At 72.5% G+C, this 24,870-nt stretch carries 5 protein-coding genes; 4 read left to right on the forward strand and 1 reads right to left on the reverse strand.

Annotation, left to right across the window (positions count from 1 at the left end; all coding sequences use genetic code 11):
• Nucleotides 1–405: 405 nt before the first annotated feature.
• The 3 genes from LV75_RS33780 to LV75_RS33790 all read left to right on the forward strand — a co-directional run bounded on the left by LV75_RS33780 (nt 406) and on the right by LV75_RS33790 (nt 22,555).
• Nucleotides 406–19,224 (forward strand): DUF11 domain-containing protein, encoded by an 18,819-nt coding sequence (locus tag LV75_RS33780; protein ID WP_253891608.1) that lies wholly within the window; start codon nt 406–408, stop codon nt 19,222–19,224.
• Between the two features lie 72 nt (nt 19,225–19,296).
• Entirely contained in the window at nt 19,297–19,683 is a 387-nt protein-coding gene (locus LV75_RS33785; protein WP_253891609.1) for a response regulator transcription factor, read from the forward strand.
• A 10-nt stretch (nt 19,684–19,693) separates the two neighbouring features.
• Entirely contained in the window at nt 19,694–22,555 is a 2,862-nt protein-coding gene (locus LV75_RS33790) for a hybrid sensor histidine kinase/response regulator (protein ID WP_253891610.1), read from the forward strand.
• Nucleotides 22,556–22,737: 182 nt separating this feature from the next.
• On the opposite strand, the gene LV75_RS33795 is transcribed toward LV75_RS33790, so the two are convergent.
• Nucleotides 22,738–23,382, reverse strand: a complete 645-nt coding sequence (locus LV75_RS33795; protein ID WP_253891611.1) for a response regulator transcription factor — start codon at nt 23,380–23,382, stop codon at nt 22,738–22,740.
• A gap of 243 nt (nt 23,383–23,625) precedes the next feature.
• On the opposite strand from LV75_RS33795, the gene LV75_RS33800 reads away from it, so the two are divergent.
• Nucleotides 23,626–24,312: a CpaE/TadZ family protein gene (locus tag LV75_RS33800; RefSeq protein ID WP_253891612.1), complete on the forward strand. Its 687-nt coding sequence runs from the start codon at nt 23,626–23,628 to the stop codon at nt 24,310–24,312.
• Nucleotides 24,313–24,870: the final 558 nt, after the last annotated feature.

Consider the following 24,870-nt stretch of genomic DNA (forward strand, 5'->3'; position numbering starts at 1 on the left):
GGTCGTCGCACGTCCGGTTGGTTCTAACCCGTTCGAGCGGTTTCCCGCCGGGGTATTCGTCGGAAAGTGGCGTTAAGTGATGCGCGGTGGAGATTTTGACTCATCCTTGTGGCGCTCGATTGTGGGCCTTCCGTCAAATCGAGTGAATCCCGGTTCCCGGCTCGATCACGCCTCAGGCGAGGCCCGCCAGGCCGGTCACCGACCGTCGTTGTCCCTCCTCTTCGTGACGTCGGCAAGCCGCTGATCACGGCTTTTCGGCTCGGAGGGGCGACGTCGAGGCGGCGTGTTCATCGCTGTGTGACTGAATTGAGTTATCCCCACCCGAATGGGTATGCCCCCTGCCAACTTCCGTTTCTTTGCCTAAAGTGATCTCAGTTTGTCGCGGCGAGGCCAAAGGATTCTGGTATGGGCGCGGTGTATCGGACCGGGGTCCTGCGAAACACCCGAGCGGGGGTGCTGGCGGTGACGGCCGCCCTGGTGGCGACGTTGCTGCCGGTCGTCGTGCCGACCCCGGCGCAGGCGTCGGTGCGCGACGCCTTCGACGCCGTGTACGCGGGCGAGGAGAACGGCGCGATCACGCTCATCGGTGCCAGCAGCATGGACTGCCCCACGCCGTCCTCCGGCTGCACCTCGGCGCGCGCGGGCACCGCCACCGGCACGTCGAACAACAACAACGTGTACAACATGGCGTTCGTCGACGTGGACCTCGACGCGTCCACTTCGAACTCCTCCGTCGCCACGCTGGCGATGCCGTCCGGGTCCACCGTCCTCAACGCGCGCCTGGTCTGGGGCGGCCGCACGGTCGCGGGCACCAACGGCGTCGCGCCGACGAAGGCGGTCAACACCATCAAGTTCCGCGCCCCCGGCGCGACCTCTTACTCGACCTACACCGCGAGCAACCTGATCCAGCCCGCCGCGTTGGTGACCAGTGACGGCGGTCCTTTCCAGGCGGCCGTTGACGTCACCAGCATCGTCAGGGCCGCGGGCAACGGTATCTACGCCGCCGCGGACATCGGTGCTGCCACCGGCCAGGACCGCTATGCGGGCTGGTCGCTGATCGTCGCCTATCGCAACCCCGCTCTGCCGCTGCGAAACCTGCGGGTGTTCGAAGGTTTCGCGGACATCACCTCGGCCGCCGGCAACAACAGCGTCGACATCCCCGTCTCCGGCTTCCTCACGCCGACCACCGGTAACGTCAACGCCTCCGTCGGCGTGGTCGCCTGGGAGGGCGACTACGGCACCACCGGTGACGCGTTGCGCTTGGGAAGCACCACACTCAGCGACGCGACCCGTCCCGCCTCCAACTTCTTCGACTCCCGCATCAGCGACGCGGGCGTCGACCAGACCGGCCGAAACCCTGCCAACCTCAACAACTTCGGCGTCGACATCGGCCGTATCGCCACCACCAACGTGCTCAGCAACGGCAGCACGTCGGCCACCATCAACCTCACCTCCAGCGGCGACTCCTACTACCCGGGTATCGTCACCAGCCAGATCGACCTGTTCACCCCGACCTTCAACGCGGTGAGCAAGACGGTGACCAACCTCAACGGTCACGACCCGGCACAACCAGGCGATGTCCTGGAGTACCGGCTCACCTTCACCAACACCGGTGGCGATTTCGCCGACGCCTCCGTCATGCGGGACGCCCTCCCGGTGAACCTGAGCTATGTCCCGGGCAGTCTGGTCGTCCAAACAGATCCGGGCGGCGCTACCGGGACCAAGACAGACGCAACCGGTGACGACACAGCCGACTACACTGCAGCGGACAGAACTGTCCGTTTCCGAGTGGGGACCGGCGCCAACGCCTCCGCGGGCGGCACCATCGCACCCGGTGGTTCTGTCGCCGCGCGATTCCGCGCCTCCGTCGACCGCGCCGCATCGGGTTCCACCGTCGTCAACACCCCGGTCTTGGACTACCGCGCTCGCACGCTGAACCGCACGTACTCCTTCGCGGGTAACGACGCCACCACCACGGTCGCTGCTCTGGCCGACCTCGCGGCCGCCAAGACCGTTGGCTCCACCTCGCAGAACGCGGGCCAGACCGTCACTTACACGATCTCGGCCATCAACAACGGGCCGAACGCGGGCACCGGGGTCTCCCTCACCGACACGCTGCCCACCGGCACCACATTCATCTCCGCATCCCCGCCCGCGGGTGTCCTCTGCGTCCCGGTCGGCCAGACCGTGACGTGTTCGCTCGGCACGGTCGCCAACGGCGCCACCGTGTCCATCCCGGTCGTCGCGCGGGTCAACGCCGACACCGCCGGGGGAGTGGTCATCAACTCGGTGCGCGTCGCGGCCACCACCGCCGACGACATCACGGTCAACAACACCGCCACCGTCCCGGTCACCGTCACCCAGTCCGCCGACCTCCAGGTCACCAGCGCACTCAACGGCCCGGTGGTCCCCGGCACCGAGCAGACCACCCTCACCGCCACCGTCACCAACGCCGGACCGTCCACCGCGCAAGGCGTGGTGCTGAACATCCCGCTGCCCGATGGCGCCACCGTGGTGTGGGCGACCGACGGGTGCACGGTCTCCGCGGGCACGCTCACCTGCATCGTGGGCACTCTCGCGCCGGGGCAGTCCTTCACCGCTGATGTCGTGCTCGGCATCGCCTCCAACTACGCGGCCCCCACCTTCTCGATCACCACCACCGCGTCGGCGAGCACACCGGACCCCCTCCCCACGAACAACTCCTCCACCGCCACGCAGCCCGTCACCCCGCTGGCCGACCTGCGCGTCACCAAGACCGCCTCCACGCCCACCCCGGTGGCCGGTACCCGCACCAACTACACGATCACCGTCTACAACGACGGCCCGTCCGACGCGCGTGACGTCGTGGTCAACGACCCGATCCAGAGCGGCGTCTCCGTGGTCACCGCGACCGCCCAGTCCGGTACCTGCACCACCGGCTCCACGGTCAACTGCCAGATCGGGGTCGTCCCTGCGGGCGGGTCGGTCACCGTGAACCTGCGCGTCGCGATCGCCGCCGACCGCCCGGCGGGGGAGCTGACCAACGCCGCCACGGCGACCAGCAGCACCCCGCAGGAGATCACCATCAACGACTCGGCCAGCGTGGCCACCACGGTCGGCCGGGTCAGCGACCTCGGCATCACCAAGACCGCGATCCCGCAGCCGGTCATCGCGGGCGCGCCGCTGGCCTACACGCTGACCGCCACCAACCGCGGCCCCTCCGTCGCCGACGGCGTCACGGTCACCGACACGTTGCCCGCCGGGCTCACCTTCGCGGGCCAGCAGTCCACCCAGGGCGCCTGCACCGTCGTGGGCAGCACGATCACCTGCGCCCTCGGCACCCTCGCCGTGGACGGCACGGCCACCGTCACGATCACCGCCGACACCCCGGGCACCGTTCCCGGCGCCGGTTTCAGCAACACCGCGACGGTCACCTCGACCAGCACCGACCCGAACCCCGCGGACAACACCGCCACCCACGTCTCCACCGTGACCGCGCAGTCCGACCTCTCCGTCACCCAGGTCGTCTCCGCGCCCCAGGTCACCGCGGGCACCGGTACCCGCTACACCCTCACCGTCACCAACGAGGGTCCGTCGCTCGCCCAGGCCGTCACCTCGGTCCAGACCATCCCGGCGGGCTTCACCATCGGCACCATCACGCCGACCACCGGCACCTGCCAGGTGGTGAGCGGCCAGGTTCGCTGCGCCTTCGGCAACCTGCCCGCGGCCACGGCCGCCACCGTGACCGTCGACGTGACCGTCCCGTCAGGACAGGCGACCGGTCTCGTCAGCGCCACCGGCACGGTCGCCTCGACCACGGCCGACCCGACCCAGTCGAACAACTCCGTGAGCACGCCGGTCTCCGTGCGCGCCTCGGCCGACGTCCGCATCGCCAACGTCCAGTCGCCCGGCACCTTCATGGCCGGTGAGGCCTTCACCCGCACGTTCGCCGTCGCCAACGTCGGCCCCTCGGACGCCCGCGACGTCAGCGTCATCGCCGATCTCCCCGCCGGTGTGCTCGACCTGGTCGTCACCCTCGACGGCGTCCCCTGCACCGTCACCGGTGGCCGGGTGACCTGCCCGGTCGGCACGCTCATCGCGGGCCGCACCCTCAACGGCACCGTCTCCGGCCGGATCGCGGCGTCCAGCCCGCCCGGCCCGCGCGCCTTCTCCGCCACGATCAGCACCTCCACCCCGGACCCGGTGCCGCTGAACAACTCCGTGTCGGCGGTCACCGCCGTCACCGCGTACGCGCGGCTGAGCATCGACCAGGTCGCCAACCCGACCCCGTTGATCGCGGGCGCGCGCGCCACCTACGGCATCACCGCGGTCAACAACGGACCGTCCGACGCCACCGCCGTCACGATCAACTACACCGTCCCCGAGACGCTGTCGATCGTCTCCGCGGTCAGCAACCTGGGCTCCTGCACGGTCACCGGCCGCGACGTGCTCTGCACGCTCGACCGGCTCCCGTCTGGCACGACAGCCGACGTGACCGTCGTGGTCGACGTGTCGCCGACGGCCAGCGGCTCCGTGGAAACCCACGCCCAGGTCGTCACCGCCACCCCCAGCCCGGGCGGGGAAGACCAGCTCGACATCGCCACGACCCCGGTCGTGCAGAGCGCCGACCTGGTGCTCACCGGCACCATGTCGCAGAACCCGGTTCGCGCGGGCACCGCGCAGACCTACACGCTGACCGTGTCCAACGCGGGCCCCTCGGCGGCCTCGGCCGTCGTGCTGTCCGACACGCTGCCCACCGGCCTGGTCCTGTTGCCCGGCGGCGTGTCCGCCCAGGGCGGCACCTGCACCCCGACCCCGGACAACCGGGGCGTCAACTGCACCTTCGGCACCGTCGCGCCCGGTAGCTCGGCGGTCGTCGTGCTCAACGCGCTGGTCCCGCCGGAGACCCCGGCGGGCACCGTGCTCACCAACACCGCGGCGGTCGGCTCACCCACCGCGGACCCGACGCCCGCCAACCGCGCCATCTCGCTGGCCGCCACGGTCAGCGCCGAGGCCGACCTGAGCGTCACCACCACCGCGACGGCCAGCAACGCCGAGGCGGGCAACGACACCAGCTACACCATCACCGTGGCCAACAACGGCCCGTCGGTGTCGCGCTCTGTGGTGATCTCCAACCCGCTGCCCGCTGGCCTGACCCTGGTTTCGGCCGACCCGAGCTGCGCCCTGGTCGGCTCCGAGGTCCGCTGCACCGTCGGCGACCTCGCCCAAGGCGCGATCAAGACCGTCGCCATCACCGCGCACCTCGCGCCGGACTACGCGGCGCAGACCCTGGTCACCACCGCCTCCGCGGCCGCGGCGACCACCGACCCGAACACCGCGAACAACACGAGCTCGGCCACCCAGTCGGTGAGCGCGACCGCGGACCTGCGGGCCGCAATCTCGATCACCTCCGGCCCGCTGGTCGCGGGCACCCCGGCCACCTACCGGGTCAGCGCCACCAACGTCGGTCCGTCCGTGGCGCCGCAGGTGGTGCTGGCCGACCCGCTCCCCGCGGGGACCAGCTACGCGAGCGCCATCGCGGGCAACGGCGGCAGTTGCACCTTCACCTCCGGGACCGTGCGCTGCACCTGGCCCTCGCTCCCCGTGGGCTCGTCGGTCTTCGCCGACATCACGGTGAACGTGGCCAGCTCCACGCCTGCCGGGTCCACGCTGTCCAACACAGTCACCGCGACGTCCTCGGTGCCCGACCCGCAGACCGCGGACAGCTCGGCCACCGCCAGCGGGACCGTTGGTGCTGTCGCCGACGTATCGGTCGTGCAGGTGCTCACCTCCGGTGCGCCTGTCGCGGGCGGCAAGCTCACTTGGCAGGCCGTTGTCCGCAACGACGGACCGTCCTCTGCCTACGGCGTCGCCACCAACGACCCAGCGCCGGTTGGCGTGACCTATAGCGCGGTGTCCTCCACGTTGGGCTCCTGCTCGATCAACCCCAGTGGTGCGGCCGTCTGCACTGTCGGCACGCTCGCCTCCGGTGCCACGGCCACGGTCACGCTCACCGGCTCGCTCGCCCCGGACTACGCGGGGACCGGCGTCACGAACACGGTCACCGTCAGCAGCACCTCGACCGACCCGGACCCGAGCGACAACGCCTCGTCCTCGGTGTCGGACACCACCAGCGCCGCCGACCTCGCGCTCGCGGTCACCGCGCAGCCCGAGCCGGTCGTGCCCGGCCAGCAGGTCAGCTGGACGTTCACCGTCACCAACCGCGGCCCGTCCACCTCCCGCGGTGTCGTCGTCAGCGACGAACTGCCCGCCGGGGTCAGCCCCCGGCCGTCGCCGGGCTGCACGATCACCGGGCAGCGGTTCAGCTGCCCGGTCGGTGACGTCGCCCTCGGCGCCACCACGGTCGTCACGGTGAACGGTGTCCTCGCCGCGAACTTCAGCGAGGCGAGCCTGCGCAACACCGGCACCGTCACCAGCGGGACCGCCGACCCCGACGCGAGCGACAACACCGCGACCGCGACCAGCACGCCGAACCCGCAGGCCGACGTCGCCGTGGCGGTCGTGCAGCCGACCAACGCCGTCGCGGGCCAGAGCGCGACCTGGACCATCCGGGTCAGCGACGCGGGCCCGTCCGACGCGGTCGGCACCTCGGCGACCGTGGCCGTCCCGGCCTACCTCTACAACGCCCAGGTCACCTGGCCCGCAGGCGTCTGCACCGTCTCCGGCGCCGTCGCCACCTGCCCGCTCGGCGTCATCGCCGCTGGCCAGACCACCGAGATCACCCTGACCGGGACCATCGACGCGGCCTACGCGGGCCCGCTCACCGTCGGCGCCGAGGCGGTCGCGCAGACCGCGGACCCGAGCCTGTCCAACAACTCGGCCAACACGGTGTCCTCGTCGAGCCGGTCCGCCGACCTGGTCACGACCCTCACCGGGCCCACCTCCGCCGTGCCGGGCACCCGGCTGACCTGGGTGCTCAGCGCGCGCAACCTCGGCCCGTCCTCCGCGGACGCGGTCGTGCTGACCGCCACCACCCCCGAGGGCGTCACCGGGATCGCCGCGACCACCCCGGCAGGCCCCTGCACCATCAGCGGCCGCGACATCACCTGCCCCGTTGGCGAGGTGTCGCCCGGGGTCACCGTGCTGGTGAACATCACCGGCGACCTCGGTGCCAACGTCACCGCGCCCAGCGTCACCGCCACCGGCTCGGTCACCTCGCCGACCCCGGACCCGACCCCGGCCAACGGGTCGAGCAGCTCCTCGCCGGTCGCCCCGACCGCGAACCTGCACGTGGCCAAGGCGGTCACCAGCGGGGTCCCGGTGCAGGGCGCGCCGATCACCTTCGTCATCGAGGTCAGCAACGGCGGCCCGTCGGACGCGCAGTCGGTGACCGTCACCGACACCGTGCCCGCCTCGGTCGGCCAGCTCACCGTCCAGACCCCGCGCGGCACCTGCACCGTCTCCGGCCAGGCGGTGAACTGCGCACTGGGCACCGTCGCCGCGGGCGCCGCCCCGGTCGCGATCACCGTGCGCGGTGTGCTCGCCGACGGCGCCGGGGACTCGGTGTCCAACACCGCGTCGGCGTCGAGCCCGACCCCGGAGGTCGACGGTTCCGACAACTCCGGCACGGTCAACGCCTCGGCGACCGAGTCGGCCGACGTGTCCGTCGCGGTGGCCGCCCCCGCCACCGTGGTCGCGGGCACGCCGCTGACCTACGCGGTCACCGTCACCAACGCGGGCCCGTCCACGGCGGGCGCGGTCACCCTCGACGGCGTCCTCCCGGCCGCGCTGATCGGGCTGACCAGCGACGTCCCGTCCTGCCCGAACCTGAGCTCGTGCGCGCTGGGCGACATCGCGCCGGGTGGCTCCGTCGTGGTCCGGTTCACCGGCACCGTCGACCCCGCCTACGCGGGCTCGGTGCTGGAGTCGCGGATCAACGCCGCCTCGCCGGACCCCGACCCCGACGGCCGCGGCAACTCGGCCGCCACCCGGGTCGACGTCACCACCGCGGCCGACCTGGGCGCCACGCTCACCGCCGACCCGAACCCGGCCGTGCCGGGCAGCACGCTGCTCTACACCGCCACGATCAGCAGCCAGGGCCCGTCCAACACCCAGGGCGTGGTGACCTTCTCGCCGCTGCCCGACGGCACCGACATCGGCGGGCCGATCGTGTCCAGCCAGGGCACCTGCACGATGATCGGCCGCAGCGTGGTCTGCGACCTTGGCCCGATCACGCCGACCACGGTGGTGACCGTGCGCATCCCGGTGCGCATCGCGTCCTCGTTCGCCGCGGGCAACATCGTGAAGTCGATCTCCGTGCAGAACGCCACGACCGACCCCGACCCGACCAACAACACCGCCAGCGCCGAGGCCGCCGTGGTCCCGAAGGCCGACCTGGCCGTCGACCTGGTCGGCCCGGCTTCGGTCGTGCCGGGCGACTCGGCCCGCTGGGACCTGACGGTGACCAACTCCGGCCCGTCGGACGCGCCGGTCACCGTGGTGCACACGCTGCCCGAGGGCGTCGGTGAGCTCACCGCCGTCGCCTCCGGTGGCACCTGCGCCATCGTGGACCGCACCATCCGCTGCGACCTGGGCACCATCGGCGCGGGCAACAGCGCGACCATCACCGTCCTGGGCGTGGTCGCCGCCGACACCACCGCCACCCAGCTGACCAGCGACGTCGCCCTCGAGTCGACGGTGGGCGAGCCGACCAACGACCTGCCGGACGGTCGCACCGACAGCGCCACCAGCACGGTGACCCCGCGCGCGGACATCTTCGTCGAGGTCGACTCCACCACCCCGACCGCCACCCCGGGGCAGCAGGCGAGCTGGAAGGTGACCGTGATCAACGCGGGCCCGTCCACCGCCCGCGACATCGTCCTCACCGCGGTCGCCCCGCCGGGCACCACCGGCGCCCGGTTGACCGGTCCGGCAGGCGTGGCCTGCGACAGCGCGGCCCTGCGCTGCGTGATCCCCGCGCTCACCCCGGGCAAGGAGGGCAGCGCCGAGTTCACCTTGACCGCGGACCTGCCCGCCGACCTGGCCGGGCCGGTCGTGGAGGCGGAGGCCTCGATCGCCAGCCCGATCGAGGACCCGAACCCCGGCGACAACACCGCCACCGCGAGCACCCCGGTCAGCCCCAGCGCCGACCTGCGGCTCGCCGTCGCCGTCACCCCGCAGCCGATCGTGGCGGGCGGTCCGGTGACGATCACCGCGACGGTGACCAACAACGGCCCCTCGGTCGCCCCCGGCACCACCTTCACCCTGCCGGTGCCCGCGGGCCTGGAGAACGTCACCGTCGAGGCCCCGCCCGGGGTCATCTGCGACACCCAGGTGAGCTGCGCGGTCGGCACGCTGCCGCTCGGCCAGATCCAGATCGTGATCCGCGGCCAGGTGTCCTCGACCTTCACCGACGACTCGCTGAGCGTGTCGGCGTCGGTGTCCTCCGACGCCGGTGACGCCAACCCCGCGGACAACACCGTCACCACCACGACCCAGTCCGAGGTGTCCGCCGACCTCGGGGTGAGCGCCACCATCGCGCCGTCCGCCCCGGTGGCGGGCTCGCCGGTGACGATCACCGCGACCGTGCGCGCCGGTGGCCCGTCCACCGCGACCGGCGTGACCTTCGCGCTGCCGGTGCCCGCGGAGTTGCGCGACATCCAGGTGACCGCGCCAGCCGGGGTCACCTGCGACCCGACGGTGGCCTGCGACCTGGGCACGATGCTGCCCGACGCCGAGATCACCATCCAGGTGCGCGGCGTGCTCGCGGCCGACTTCACCGGTGGCCTCTCGGTCACCGCCTCGGTCGACTCGACCAGCCCGGACGCCAACCCGGTCAACGACACGGCCACGGCCACCGCGGCCACCTCGGCCGACGCCGACCTGTCGGTCGTCACCGCGGTCGCCCCGGACCCGCTCACCGCGGGCTCGCCGGTGACGCTGACCTCCACGATCCGCAACGCGGGTCCCTCCACCGCCACCGGTGTCGTGTTCACCCTGCCGGTGCCCGCCGGGCTGCGGGACATCACCGTGGACGCCCCCGCGGGCGTCACCTGCGACACCGCTGTCCGGTGCACCGCGAACTCCGTGGCGCCCGGCCAGGACCTGGTGATCACCGTGCGCGGCCAGGTCCGCTCCGAGGTGACCGACCCGAACATCACGGTGACCTCGACGGTCACCTCCCCGGTGACCGACCCGACGCCCGCGAACAACAGCGCGACCGTGTCCACCGGTCTCGGTGTCGCCGGTGACGTGCGGGTGGCGCTCGCCGTCGACCCGCAGCCGTTCGTGGCCGGTTCGCCGGTGACCGTGACCGCCACCGTGCGCAACGAAGGCCCGTCGACCGCCACCGGTGTCGTGTTCACGCTGCCGGTGCCCAACGGCCTCGTCGGGATCGAGGTCACCGCCCCGGCCGGGGTGACCTGCGACGAGAGCGTGTCCTGCACCGTCGGCACGCTGGCACCCGGGACCGAGTCGGTGATCACCGTGCGCGGTCGGGTCGCCCCCGGCTTCACCGGCGCGGACATCACGCTGACCGGGTCCGCGGCCACCAGCAGCGCCGACCCGACGCCCGCCAACAACACCGCCACCACGACCACCGCGGTCGGCGCCAGCGCCGGGCTGTCCACGGTGCTCACCGTCGACCCGCCCACCGTCACCCCGGGTACCCCGGTCACGGCCACGGCGCGGGTCAGCAACGCGGGCCCGTCGACCGCCGCCGGTGTCAGCATCAGCATCCCGGTGCCCGCGGGCCTGACGAACGTGGTCGTCTCCGCACCGCCGGGCGTCACCTGCGACACCGCGATCACCTGCACCGTCGGGCTGCTCGAGCCGGGCGCGGACGTCGTGATCACCGTGACCGGTGTGCTCGACCCGTCCTTCGCCGGTCCGTCGCTGACGATCACCGCCAGTTCGACCTCGAGCACCCCGGACGCCGACCCGGCCGACGGGTCCGCCTCGGTGACCCGCCCGGTCGCCACCAGCGCCGACCTGGACACCCTGGTCGACATCACCCAGGACAACCCGGTCGCGGGCAGCCCGATCGAGATCGTCGCCGACGTGGTCAACCGCGGCCCGTCCACCGCGGTCGGCGCCACGCTGGCCATCCCGGTGCCCGCGGGCGTGATCACCGTGTCCGTGGTCGCCCCGGCCGGGGTCACCTGCGACAGCGGCGTGTTCTGCACCATCGGCACGCTGCTGCCCAACGCCTCGGTGCGGGTCGTGCTGACCGGCACCGTGGCACCGGACGTGACCGCCCCGGTCACCGTGACCGTCACGGCCACGTCGCAGACCGCCGACGCGAATCCGGCGAACAACTCCGCCACCGACACCGGCACGACCGCGTCCTCGGCCGACCTGGCGTTCACCGCCGTGGTCGCGCCGAACCCGATCACCGCCGGTACAGCGGTCGCGGTCACGACGACGCTGACCAACAACGGCCCGTCGACCGCCACCGGCGTCAGCTTCTCGGTGCCGGTGCCCGCGGGCGTCACGAACGCCACCGTGGAGGCGCCCGCGGGCGTCACCTGCGACACCGCGGTCACCTGCACCGTCGGCGCCATCGCGCCGGGGGCGACGGTCACCGTGGTCGTGCGCGGCGTGGTCGCCCCGCAGGTCACCGGCCCGATCACCTTCACCGGCTCGGCGAGCTCCCCGGTGGCCGACCCGAACACCGCCGACAACGCGTTCTCGGTGACCGGCACCGTGGGCACCGCCGCCGACCTGGGCGTCACGCTCGCCTACGAGCCCGGCGCCGTCGTCGCAGGCTCCCCGGTGGCGGCCAAGGTGACCGTCCGCAACGGCGGTCCGTCGACCGCCGCGGGCGCCACCCTGTCGCTGCCGATCCCGGCCGGGCTCACCGACGTCGAGGTGCTCACCCCGGCGGGCGTCAGCTGCGACACCAGCGCCGCCTGCACCCTCGGGAACCTGGCACCCGGCGCCTCGGTGGAGATCACCGTGCGCGCCCGGATCGCGCCCGACTTCAGCGCGCCGGACCTGACCGTCACCGCCACCGCGGCGACCACCGCGACCGACCCCTCGGCCGCGAACAACACCGCGAGCGCCACCACCGCGGTGGGCACGTCGGCAGGCCTGTCGGTCGTCTCGACCCTTGACCCGACCGCGCTGGTCGCCGGGTCGCCGTTCAGCTTCGTCAGCACGATCAGCAACGGTGGCCCGTCCACCGCCGCTGGCACGACCTTCACGCTGCCGGTCCCGGCCGGGATCGTCGGGGTCGAGGTCATCGCGCCCGCCGGGGTCACCTGCGACACCGCGGTCACCTGCACCGTGGGCGCGGTCGCGCCGGGCACCAACGTCCGGGTCGAGGTGCGCGGCACCGTCGACCCGGCCTACACCGGGCCGGCGATCGCCTTCACCGCCTCGGCGTCGTCGAACACCACCGACTCGAACCCGGCGGACAACTCGACCACGGTGACCGCGAACGTCACCGCGGACGCCGACCTGCGGGTGACGGTGACCCCGAACCCGTTGAGCCTCACCTCGGGCTCGCCGTTCACCGCGACCGCGAGCGTGCGCAACGACGGCCCGTCGGTCGCCACCGGCGTCACGCTGGCCGTGCCGATCCCGACCGGGGTCGGCGAGGTCGAGGTCGTCGCCCCCGCGGGCGTCACCTGCGACACCACCGTGGCCTGCACCATCGGGTCGCTCGCGCCGAACACCCAGGTCGACATCCTGGTCCGGGCGCGCGTCGACCAGGACTTCGCGGGCACCGGGCTGGTGTTCACCGGCACCACGAACTCGGCGACCGCCGACCAGGACACCGCGGACAACAGCACCACCGTCCCGGTCCAGGTCAACGCCACCGCCGACCTGAGCGCGAGCACCACCGTCGACCCGTCCTCCGGGCTGACCGCGGGCTCGCCGGTCACGATCACCACGACCATCCGCAACAACGGCCCGTCGGCCGCGGTCGGGACCACCTACTCCTTCCCGGTCCCGGCAGGGCTGATCGACGTGACCGTCGACGCGCCCGCGGGCGTCACCTGCGACACCTCGGTCACCTGCTCGGTCGGGTCGGTCGACGCAGGCGAGCAACTGGTGATCACCGTGCGCGGCCGGGTCGCCCCGGAGTTCACCGGTGGGTCGCTGACCTTCCCGACCAGCGTGTCCTCGCCGACACCGGACCCGGACACCACGGGCAACAGCAGCAGCACGACCGTGCCGGTCGCGGTCAACGCCGACCTGGCCGCGCAGCTGTCGCTCACCCCGGGCACGTTGACCGCGGGCTCGGCGTTCACCGCGACCGCCACCCTGCGCAACACCGGCCCGTCGACAGCGACGTCGGTGACCTTCTCGATCCCGCTGCCCGCCGCGGTCGGCAACGTCACCGTCGACGCGCCCGCCGGGGTCAGCTGCACCACCGCCGTGCTCTGCACCGCGGCGTCGGTCGCCCCGGGCACGGACGTGGTCGTCACCGTCCGCGGCACCGTCGCGCCGGACTTCACCGGGTCGACGCTGCCGTTCAGCGCCACCGCGTCCTCGCCGACACCGGACTTCTCGGCGGGCAACAACACCGCGAACTACGACGCCGCGACCGGGAGCAACGCCGGGCTGTCGGTGCAGACCGTCGTCGACCCGGCCGGGTTGACCGCGGGCTCGCCGTTCAGCGCGACCACCACCATCCGCAACGCCGGGCCGTCGACGGCCGCGGGCGTCACCTTCGCCCTGCCGATCCCGGCGGGCGTGCAGGACGTGGCGGTCGTCGCACCGGCCGGGGTGACCTGTGACAACTCCGTCTCCTGCACCGTCGGCGCGCTCGGAGCCACCGGCGAGGTCGTCGTGGTCGTGCGCGGTCGAGTCGCCGCGGACTTCACCGGGCCGAACCTGACCTTCACCTCGACCGCGGCGAGCAGCACGCAGGACCCGTCGCCGTCGGACAACTCGGCCACCGTGGTCGCCCCGGTCGCGGTCACCGCGGACCTCGGGGTCGTCGTCACCGCCGACCAGGCCACGCTCACCGCGGGGTCGCCGGTCGCGGTCACCGCGACGGTCAGCAACACCGGGCCGTCGACCGCCACCGGGGTCGCGGTCACCATCTCGGTGCCCGCCGGGCTGACCAACGTCGTCGTCGACGCGCCTGCCGGGGTCACCTGCGACACCGCGGTCTCCTGCACGATCACCTCGATCGCGGCAGCCGGGACCGTGGCGATCACGGTGCGCGGCACGGTGTCGCCGTCGTTCACCGGCTCGGGCCTGCCCTTCACCGGGGCTGTGTCCTCGGGCGCGGGCGACCCGGCGCCGAGCGGGAACACCAGCACGATCACCATCCCGGTCGCCGTCGCCGCCGACCTGGCCGTCGTGTCGCTCACCGGTCCGACGACCGCCGTGGCCGGCACCCCGGTCGCGGTCACCGCGACACTGCGCAACGGCGGCCCGTCGACCGCCGCGGGCGCCACGTTCAGCCTGCCGGTCCCGGCCGCGCTGACCGGCGTCCAGGTCACCGGTCCGGCGGGCGTCACCTGCGACACCGCCGCCGTCTGCACCCTCGGCGACCTCGCCCCGGGCGCGCAGATCACCATCGCGGTGACCGGCACCATCGCGCCGACCTACACCGGACCGGCGCTGGTCTTCACCGGCACGCTCGACTCGCCGAGCCCGGACCCGACCCCGGGCAACGACTCGGCCACCGCCAGCACCGCGGTGACCGTCGCCGCCGACCTGGCCGTCACCAGCGCGCTCGACGCGACCTCGGTGACCGCGGGCACCACCGTCCGGCACACCGTGACGGTCCGCAACAACGGCCCGTCCACCTCCGGCCCGGTCACCGTCGACCTGCCGGACGTCGCCGGGGTCACCGTCACCGACGTCCAGTACACCGCCCCCGGCGGCGTGAGCTGCGTGGCCAGGGCGGTCAGCTGCACCATCGACCCGCTGGCCCCCGGCGCCTCGGCGCAGATCGTGGTCGTCGCGGCCGTCGCCCCCGGGTTCACCGGGACGCAGCTGACCTTCAGCGCCGCCGCGTCGTCCCCGGCGCCGGACCCGTCGACCGCGGACAACAGCTCCTCGGCGACCGCCACCGCGTCGGCCTCGGCCAACCTCGGCCTGACCGCCGCGCTCGACCCGACCACCCTGGTCGCCGGGTCGCCGGTCCGGGTCAGCGCCACCCTGCGCAACACCGGCCCGTCCACGGCGACCGGCGTGACCTTCACCCTGCCGGTCCCGGCGGGCGTGCAGGGCGTCACCGTCACCGCCCCCGCGGGCGTCACCTGCGACAACACCGTCAGCTGCACCGCGGCGAGCCTGGCGCCGGGCGCCGCGCTGGACCTGGTGATCAACGGGACCGTCGCGCCGAACGCGACCCCGAGCACGATCACCTTCACCGCCACCGCGGACTCCGCCACGGCGGACCCGGACAGCGCCAACGACGTGGTCGTGCTCAACGCGGGCGTCACCACCTCGGCCAACCTGGGCCTGACCACCACGTTCGCCCCGGGCACGCTGACCGCCGGTGAGCCGTTCACCGCGACCACGGTGATCACCAACACCGGGCCGTCCACGGCGACCGGCGTGACCTTCACGCTGCCGATCCCGCCGGGTGTCGACGGCGTGACCGTCACCGCCCCGGCTGGTGTCACCTGCGACAACTCCGTCAGCTGCACCATCGGCGACGTCCCGCCGGGCACCGACCTGACCATCGTGGTCAACGGCAGGGTCACCCCGACTACCACGACCGCGCCGACCTTCACCGCGACCGTGGCCTCGCCGACGCCCGGACCGGACCCGGCCGACCGGACGGTCAGCACCACCCCGCCGCTGACGGTCAGCGCCGACCTGGCGACCACCGTCGTGCTCGACCCGGCGACGCCGACCGCGGGTTCGCCGCTGGCGGCCACCGTGTCGGTGCGCAACGGCGGCCCGTCCACCGCCGCGGGCGTCGTGGTCGCGGTGACCGTGCCCGCCGGGCTGACCGGCGCCACGTTCCAGACCCCGGCCGGGGTCACCTGCGACGCGAGCGGCACCTGCGTGATCGACAGCGTCGCCCCCGGCGCCACCGTCACCATCGTGGTGCGCGGCACCGTCGACCCGGCGCAGACCGCCGCCCTGGCCCTGTCGGCGTCGGCGACCTCGTCGACCACCGACCCGACGCCGACCGACAACTCCGCCACCGCCACCAGCCCGGTCACCGCCCGCGCCGACCTGGTCGCGACCGCGGTCGTCACCTCGGGCGCGCCGACCGCTGGCTCGCCGGTGACGATCACCGCGACCGTCGGCAACGACGGCCCGTCCACCGCGGCCGGGGTCACCTTCACCATCCCGCTGCCGCCCGGCCTGCAGCAGGTCCAGGTGACCGCCCCCGCCGGGGTCACCTGCGACAACACCGTGGCCTGCACCATCGGCGACCTGCCCCCCGGCGCGGACCGCACGATCGTGGTCCAGGGCGTGCTCGCCGCGGACGCGACCGGGCCGATCGAGATCACCGCGACCGCGGGCTCCAGCACCGCCGACGCGGACACCGCCGACAACTCGGTGACCGCGTCGAGCACCGTGGCCACCGTCGCCGACCTGTCCGTCACCTCGGACATCGGCCCGGACCGGGTGGTCGCGGGCTCGGCGGCGACCATCACCACCACGGTCAGCAACGCCGGACCGTCCGCGGCGACCGGGGTCACCATCACCATCCCGGTGCCCGCGGGCCTGCTCGACGTGGTGGTCACCGCCCCGGTCGGGGTCACCTGCACCACCGCGGTCACCTGCGTCGTCGACTCGCTCGCCCCGGGTGCCTCGGTGCAGGTCCTGCTCACCGGCACCGTCGCCGTCGACCAGACCGCGCCGCTGACCAGCACCGTGTCGGTCAGCTCGGCCGCGGGTGACCCGAACGGGTCGGGCAACACCGTGGCGCTCTCGGAGCCGGTCGCCGCCGACGCCGACCTTTCCATGGTGTTGGACTTCCAGGCCGACACGCTCACCGCGGGCGCCCCGGCGGTCGTCATCGCCAAGGCCCGCAACGCCGGTCCGTCCACCGCGACCGCGGTCCGGCTGGCGCTGGGTGTGCCCGGCGAGTTCGAGAACATCACGATCCTCGCGCCGAACGGGGTCACCTGTGACCTGACGATCGCCTGCGAGCTCGGCGCCCTGGCACCGGGTGCGGAGGTCGTCATCGAGGTCAGGGGCGTGTTCAGCTCCGACGTCGCCGGGGACGCCACCGTGGTCGGCGTGGTCGAGTCGCCCACCAACGACCCGGTGCCGGGCAACGAGTCGGTCATCGTCACCCAGGCCGTGTCCACCGAGACCGACGTCTCGCTGGTCAAGACCGGGCCGACCCAGGTCATCGCGGGCCAGGAGATCACCTGGAACCTGGCGGTGCACGTGGACGGACCGTCCGACGCGCGCAACGTGGTCGTGGTCGACACCCTGCCCAAGGGCGTCACCCCGGTCACCGCCGACCCGGCCTGCGTGCTCACCGACCGGACCCTGCGCTGCGCGCTGGGCACCCTCGCCCAGGGCAGCGACCGGACGCTGAGCATCACCGCCCAGGTCGACCCGGAGTTCAGCGACCCGCAGCTGGACAACGCGGCGTCGGTGACCACCACGGTGTCCGACACCGACGTCGCCAACAACACCAGCCTGGCGGTCACCCAGATCAACCAGGTCGCCGACCTGTCCATCGACAAGTCGCTGAGCCCGGACCCGGTCGTGCCCGGCCAGCAGGCGACCTTCACCATCGACGTGGTCAACTTCGGCTACTCGACGGCCACCAACGTGGTGATCACCGACCCGATCATCGCCGGGCTCACCCCGGTGTCGGCCACCGCGACCGCGGGCGGCTGCGTGATCAGCGGCCAGGTCGTGACCTGCACCCCCGGCTCGATCGGGCCGGACGGGGACGTGACGGTGACCATCGTGGTCGACGTCGACCCCGGCTTCGTGCCGAACACCGTCAGCAACACCGCGTCGGTGGTCTCCGACGTCACCGAGTCGGACCCGTCGGACAACACCGTGTCCATCGCGGGCTCGGCGGCGGCGCTGACCGACCTCGGCCTGGCGATGAGCGCCGACAAGCCCAGCTACGCGCCGGGCGACGCCATCAGCTGGCTGCTGACGGTGACCAACAACGGCAGCTCCACCGCCAGGGACGTCGTGCTCACCGACCAGCTGCCCGCCAGCGTCGGCAACATCGTCGTGCCCGCCGGGTGCGTGCTGCAGACGAACCGGTTGGTGTGCGCCCTCGGCGACATCGCCCCCGGCGACAGCGCCACGGTGTTCATCAGCGGCGCGGTGTCCGCGACCGCCACCTCGGGCACGATCGTGAACACCGCCTCGGTGGTGTCCTCGACCGCCGAACAGGCCCCGACGGACAACTTCGCGGCCACCTCGAGCACCCTCGACGCCCAGGCCGACCTGCGGATCAGCAAGGTCGTCGACGGCCAGATCGTGGCGGGCGACGACGTGGTCTGGGTGATCGCGGTCAGCAACGCTGGCACCGGCGCGGCGGCCGACGTGGTCGTCACCGACGCGCTGCCCACCGGCACGACCTACGCCTCCGCCACCGGTGCCACCTGCACGGCCACCGACGGCGTGGTCAGCTGCGGCATCGGGACCCTGGCCGCGGGCGCCACCGCGACCATCCGGCTCACCGCGGCGGTCGACCCCGAGGTGGCCGGGGACACCCTGGTCAACTCGGTGCTGGCGACCTCGTCCTCGCCGGACGCGAACACCGCCGACGACACCGCCGTGGCCAGCGAGCCGATCCGCAGGCAGACGGCCCTGTCGGTGGTCAAGACCGCCGACAAGACCTCGGCCACGGTCGGCGACCAGATCACCTGGCTGGTCGTGCTGTCCAACGCGGGCCCGTCGACCGCGCCCGCGGTGACGGTCACCGACGAGCTGCCCGGCGGGGTCTCGCTGATCTCCGCGGTGACCAGCGCGGGCACCTACGACCCGGCGTCCGGCGTGTGGCGGCTCGACGCCATCGCACCCGGCGTCCAGCAGACGCTGCGGGTCGTCGCGCGGGTCGACAAGCCCGGGTCGGTCGTCAACGTGGCCACGCTGACCGCGGGCGACGTCATCGACTCCGCCGACTCCGACGACACGGCGACGGCCACGACCGAGGTCGCCGCCGAGGACACCGACGACGACACCGGGGCTGAGGACCCGGGCACCGGGACGGACACCACCGACGACGGGACCGAGAAGCCCGCCGCCGAGGACCAGGACCTCAGCCAGACCGGGTTCGCGGTGCTGCGGTGGCTCACCATCGGCTTCCTGCTCACCGCCGCCGGTGTCGGGATGGTCTACCAGTCGCTGCGCCGGGGCAAGCGGTCATGACCCCACCCGCGGCGGACGCCGGAGTCCGGCAGGCCACGCGCCTGCCGGGCCGGGCGGAAGGAGGGGAACGCGGTGAAACGGATCGTTGTCGCCGAGGACGACCCGGATTTGCGGGATCTGCTGGTGTTCAAGCTCGGCCAGGCCGGGTACGAGGTCACCGCCGTGGCCACCGGCCAGGAGGCGCTCGATCAGGCCGAGACCGCCGCGGCGCAGCTGTTCCTGCTGGACGTGACGCTGCCGGACATGACCGGGCTGCAGGTCTGCTCGGCGTTGCGGGCGGCCGAGGCCACCCGCGACACCCCGGTGGTCCTGCTGACCGGGCGCACCCAGCAGTCCGACATCGACGCCGGGCGCTCCAGCGGGGCGAGCGACTACATCTTCAAGCCGTTCAGCCCGCGCGACCTGGTCGGTCGGATCGAGACGCTGCTGGCGGCGGCTGGCGAGTCCCCGGGACGGTGACCTCGCGTCGATGAGCATGGACACCTCGGGCCCACCCGAGACCGACGACCTGCTGGCGGTTCCCGGCCCGATACCGACGCCGGGTCCGCCACCCGAGCCACCCCGGCGCCGGGTCCCGGTGCGGCGCTGGACGGTCGGGCGGCTGCTGACCGCCGGGTACGTGTTGGCCATCGGCGGGCTGCTCGCGGTCGGCATCAGCTCCTACGTGCGGATCAGCACCCTGCTCGGCGCGCGGGCGCCGATAGAGCACAGCTACGCCGTGCTCACCCAGATCGACCAGGTGTGGCTGCAGATCCAGGCCGCCGAGCGCGGCCAGCGCGGCTTCATGATCGCCGGGGACACGCAGTACCTCGCCCCGTACACCGAGGCGGTCGACAACATCGGTGCCATCCAGAACCAGCTGCGGGACCTGGTCGCCGACGACGCCTACATGCGCCAGCTGTACGAGGCGGTGGGACCGGTCATCACCGACAAGCTCAGTGAGCTTGCCGAGACCATCCAGCTGCGCTCCACCCAGGGACCCGAGGCCGCGCTGGAGCTGGTCGCCTCCGGGCGCGGGGTGCGCGACATGGTCGCGATCGAAGGCATCCTCGCCGACATGCGCACGCACGAGCAGGAGCTGCTCGGGCTGCGCTACCAGGTGGTCACCGACAGCGGCGCCTCGACCCAGGAGGTCATCGCCTGGGTCACCCTGGGCGTCGGCGCGCTCGCGGCGATCGGCGCGATCTGGGTGACCCGCAAGGTCACCAGGCCGATCCGGCAGGTCACCGAGGCCGCCCAGCAGGTCGCCTCGGGCAACACCGCGCACCGGGCCGCGGTGGGCGGGCCGGTGGAACTGGAGCAGATGGCCCTCTCGGTCAACGACTCGATGCAGGCGATGGTCACCGCGCGCGACCAGGCGGTGGCCGCGGGCAAGGCGAAGGCGGCGTTCCTGGCCACCATGAGCCACGAGATCCGCACGCCGATGAACGCGGTGATCGGCATGACCGGGCTGCTGCTGGACACCGACCTCACCGGCGAGCAGTTGGAGCTGGTGCGGATCGTGCGCGACAGCGGCGACGCGCTGCTCGCGGTGATCAACGAGATCCTGGACTACTCCAAGATCGAGGCGGGCGAGCTGGAGCTGGAGGACGCCTCGTTCCACGTGACCGACGTCGTCGACAGCGCGCTGGCGCTGGTGGCGGTGCCCGCCGGGGACAAGGAACTGGAGCTCATCGGCTACGTCGACTCGTCCTGCCCGCCGGTGCTGCGCGGCGACGCGACCCGGCTGCGGCAGATCTTCCTCAACCTGCTCGGCAACGCGGTCAAGTTCACCCCGCGCGGCGAGGTCGCGATCAACGTGCGCGCCGACCCGCTCGCCGACGACCGGGTGCTGCTGCGCGCCGAGGTCAGCGACACCGGCATCGGCATCCCGCCCGAGCACATCAACCGGCTGTTCCAGTCCTTCAGCCAGGTCGACGCCTCCACCACGCGCCGCTTCGGCGGCACCGGGCTGGGCCTGGCGATCAGCCAGCGGCTGGCCAGGGCGATGGGCGGCGACATCACCGTGGTCAGCACGCCGGGCATCGGGTCGCGGTTCACCGTCACCGCGCAGCTGCGGGTGTCGCCGCAGACCGACCAGGACCGCGAGCCGGGGTGGTCGGCGCTGGCGGACCGGGTGGCGCTGGTGGTCGACGACAACGACACCAACCGCGAGGTGCTGCGCGCGCAGGTCGCCGAGATGGGCATGCGCTCCGTCGAGGTCGCCTCGGGCGCCGAGGCGCTGGACCTGATCCGGGCGGGGGAGCGGTTCGACGTCGGCCTGCTGGACATGCACATGCCCGGGATGGACGGCGCCGAACTGGGCGCCGAGCTGCGGTTGCTCGCGGGCAGTGCCGCGCTGCCGCTGATGCTGCTCAGCAGCGTGACCATGCCGCTGACCGAGCAGCAGCGCGCCCTGTTCGAGGCCGTGCTCACCAAACCGGTGCGGGTCAACGTCCTGCGCACCACGCTCACCCGGATCCTCGGCGGCGTGAAACCGGTCGACGACCACTCCCGGCTGCCCAGCCCGCCGGTCGACAGCGGCGCGCTGCGCATCCTGGTCGCCGAGGACAACCTGGTGAACCAGAAGGTCGCGCAGCTCATGCTGACCAAGCTCGGCTACCGCGCGGACATGGTGTCCAACGGTCGCGAGGCCGTCCAGGCGGTGCGGCAGCGCCCGTACGACGTGGTGCTGATGGACGTCCGGATGCCGATCATGGACGGGCTGGAGGCCACCCAGATCATCCGCGGCGACCTGCCGCAGGACCGGCAGCCGCACATCGTGGCGATGACCGCGAGCGTGCTGGTCGAGGACGCCAACGCGTGCATGGCCGCCGGGATGGACGACTACCTGGCCAAGCCGGTCCGCCCGACCGACCTGGCCTCGGTGCTGGGGAAGCTGACCGCGCACATCCCGCACGCCCGCACCGAGGCGGAGCCGGAGCCGCCGCCGCGCTTCGAGGGCGCCGAGCTCGACAACCGCACCGCCGCGCTGCACGCCCGGCTCGACGAGCTGACCGGGCCGGACCCGAGCGAGCCGGAGCGCGAGCTGATGGCGCGGTTGCTGACCTCGTTCGCGGAGAAGACCGGGTCCGCGGTCGACCACTTGGAGCAGGCGATGCGCGCCGGGCGGGTGGAGGACGTGGTCACCCAGGCGCACACGCTCAAGGGGTCGGCCGCCAACGTGGGCGCGGCGGTGCTGGCCGACCTGGTGATGGCCGTCGAGCACGAGGCGCGGGAGGGGGAGATCCCGGACCCGGAGGCGGCGTTGGCGCCGATCCGCCGCGAGCTGGGACTGGTCGTCCCCGCCATCGAGGGCGTCGTGTCGGCGTTGTCGGCCAGGACCTCGTGACCGGCGGCCCCGGGATCGTGCGGGCGCCGACCACCGTGGTCCCGGGTACCCGTTGCCTTGCCCGGCTGGTGGACGGCTGGATCGCGAGCAGGTAGGCGGGCGCCTGGTGCGTGCGGTTCGTGATCCGCGTGCTCCTGGGCGTGCTCGGGTTCTCCGGCCGTGCCGGACTCGGGGGTGAGCGCCTAGGCGCCGGGGGTGGCCTCGTAGTCGATGAGGCCGGTGCGCAGCGCGGTGACCAGGGCCTGGGCGCGGCTGGAGGCGCCGAGCTTGTCGTAGAGGCGGGCGACGTAGGTCTTCGCGGTGGACTTGCTGATGTGGATGCTGCCCGCGATCTCCGGGATCGACAGGCCGTCGCGCAGCAGGGTGAGGACCTGGCGCTCGCGGGGGGAGAGGGCGAAGCGGGTCTCCTGCTCGCGGCGCCGGGTGAGGGCGTCGAGCAGGCCGGTCGCGGTGAACGAGGTCGCCGCCACCGCCGCGTGCCGGATGGCGCCGAGCACCTCGACCACCGGGGCGGTCTTCACCACGAACGCCGACGCGCCGTGGTCCAGCGCCCGGAACAGCACGTCATCGGTGTCCAGCGAGGTCATCACCACGATGCCCAGCTGGGCGTAGCGGTCGCGCAGGGACCGGACCAGGTGCAGCCCGTTGCCGTCGGCCAGCTCCACATCGATCACCACGACGTCGGGCTGCCTGCGCGCCACCAGCTCGCCAGCCTCGGCCGCCGACCCGGTCTCACCGACCACCTCGACGTCCGGATGGGCGCCCGCCAGCATGGACAGCCCGTACCGCGTCAGCGTGTCGCTGTCGATCACCACGGTGCGAATCACCGGTGCCCACCTTCCCGTCACCCATATGGGCGATAACAAGGTGACTGTCGGTTTACCCCCGACCAGGGTTACAGGAACCTGAAAAATGTGTCGCAACCTGATGTCCGCGCCGGGGCCATAACAGAAACTGCAGGTAAGGACGTTATGTCGGACGGCGGCCCGACGCGGGTCGACCGGTCGACCGCTGCCGCGCACCGGGTCAGCTAGGCAACGCTCTGTGACAACACGAGCGGAGGTTCACCGGTGGACGCACAGATAGTGACCGTGGTCGCGGCCCGAGCGGGCGCGGGCACCTCCACGGTCGCCGCCAACCTGGCGGTCACCCTCGCCCGCGGCGGCCGGGGCCCGGTCTGCCTGGTCGACCTCGACTTCTCCGCGGGCGACATCGCCACCATGTTCGACGCCGAAGCAGACGAAGACGGCGTCCCAGAAGCCCACGTCGCCACCCGCCTCGGCAAGGGCCTCTACGCGATCCTCGCCCCCACCGTGCTCGGCGACCCCGGCCGAGTCCCCGAGCGGGTGGTCAGCGAACTCATCGCCTCCCTGTCCACCATGTACGCCCACATAGTCATCGACGCCCCCGCCGCGGTGAACAAACACGTCGTGACGGCGCTCGAGTACTCCCACCGCCAGATCCTGGTCACCACCCCGGAGCGCCCGGCATTGCGCGCGCTGGGTCGGTACCACGACATGCTCGACACGCTTGGGTATGACCGGAGGTTGCGGTCGGTGGTGGTGAATCGGAGTTATACGGACAACGGGATGCCGGTGGGGGAGGTTGAGCGAGCCGCTCGGATGCCAGTGGCGGCTTGGTTACCGGCTAGTGGGGACGTGCCGGTGAGCGTCAACACGGGACAACCGTTGGCTGCTGTTGATCCGGAGCATGAGTTTTGCGTGGCGTTGCGGGGGGTGGTGGAGGGTTCGGCTTAGGTTGGGCCGATCGCTCTGGCGGCGCTGCTGGGGCGACGGCGCTGCTGTGGGCGACGGTTCTGGTTGTTCGTGGCGAGGGTTGGCTGTCGGTGATGGGGCGCGGTGGGCTGTGGGAGTTTCGTTTGTCCACAATGGGTTTGGGTGTCCACAGGGTGCTGTTCGCTGGTCCCGTTCTGTCGGTGGTTCTCGGTAGGCTGATATCGGGGGCTCTTGTGGCAGATGATCTTGTGGGCTGGTTGTTGTTTGTCCACAACGGTTGTGGTTGTCCACAGGGCGCTGGTTGCTGCTGCCGGTTTGTCGGGGTGCGGCGGTAAGCTGTGTATTTGGGGGCTTTCGATCAGGTCGATCTTGGCGTAGGCCGTGGTTGGGGATGCGGGGCAAGGGATTCGGGCCTCCGCCTTCGGCTCCGGTGGACGGCCTCGTCGCCTGGCGGCGACCTCGGCGCCCGATCCGCGACAATGCGTAAAAGCTCGATGGGGTGGACCTGTTTTGTGCGGGGCCCCTACGACACCCGACGCAGAACCGCAAAGCAGGGGCCCAAAAGCAGGCCCTGCCGCG

Origin of the sequence: Actinokineospora diospyrosa (genome assembly GCF_024171925.1) — a bacterium.
In the GTDB taxonomy this organism is placed as follows: domain Bacteria; phylum Actinomycetota; class Actinomycetes; order Mycobacteriales; family Pseudonocardiaceae; genus Actinokineospora; species Actinokineospora diospyrosa.

Coding starts and splice junctions, on each gene's coding strand:
- LV75_RS33780 (WP_253891608.1), top strand. CDS start 406: ATGGGCGCGGTGTATCGGACCGGGGTCCTGCGAAACACCCGAGCGGGG.
- LV75_RS33790 (WP_253891610.1), top strand. CDS start 19,694: ATGAGCATGGACACCTCGGGCCCACCCGAGACCGACGACCTGCTGGCG.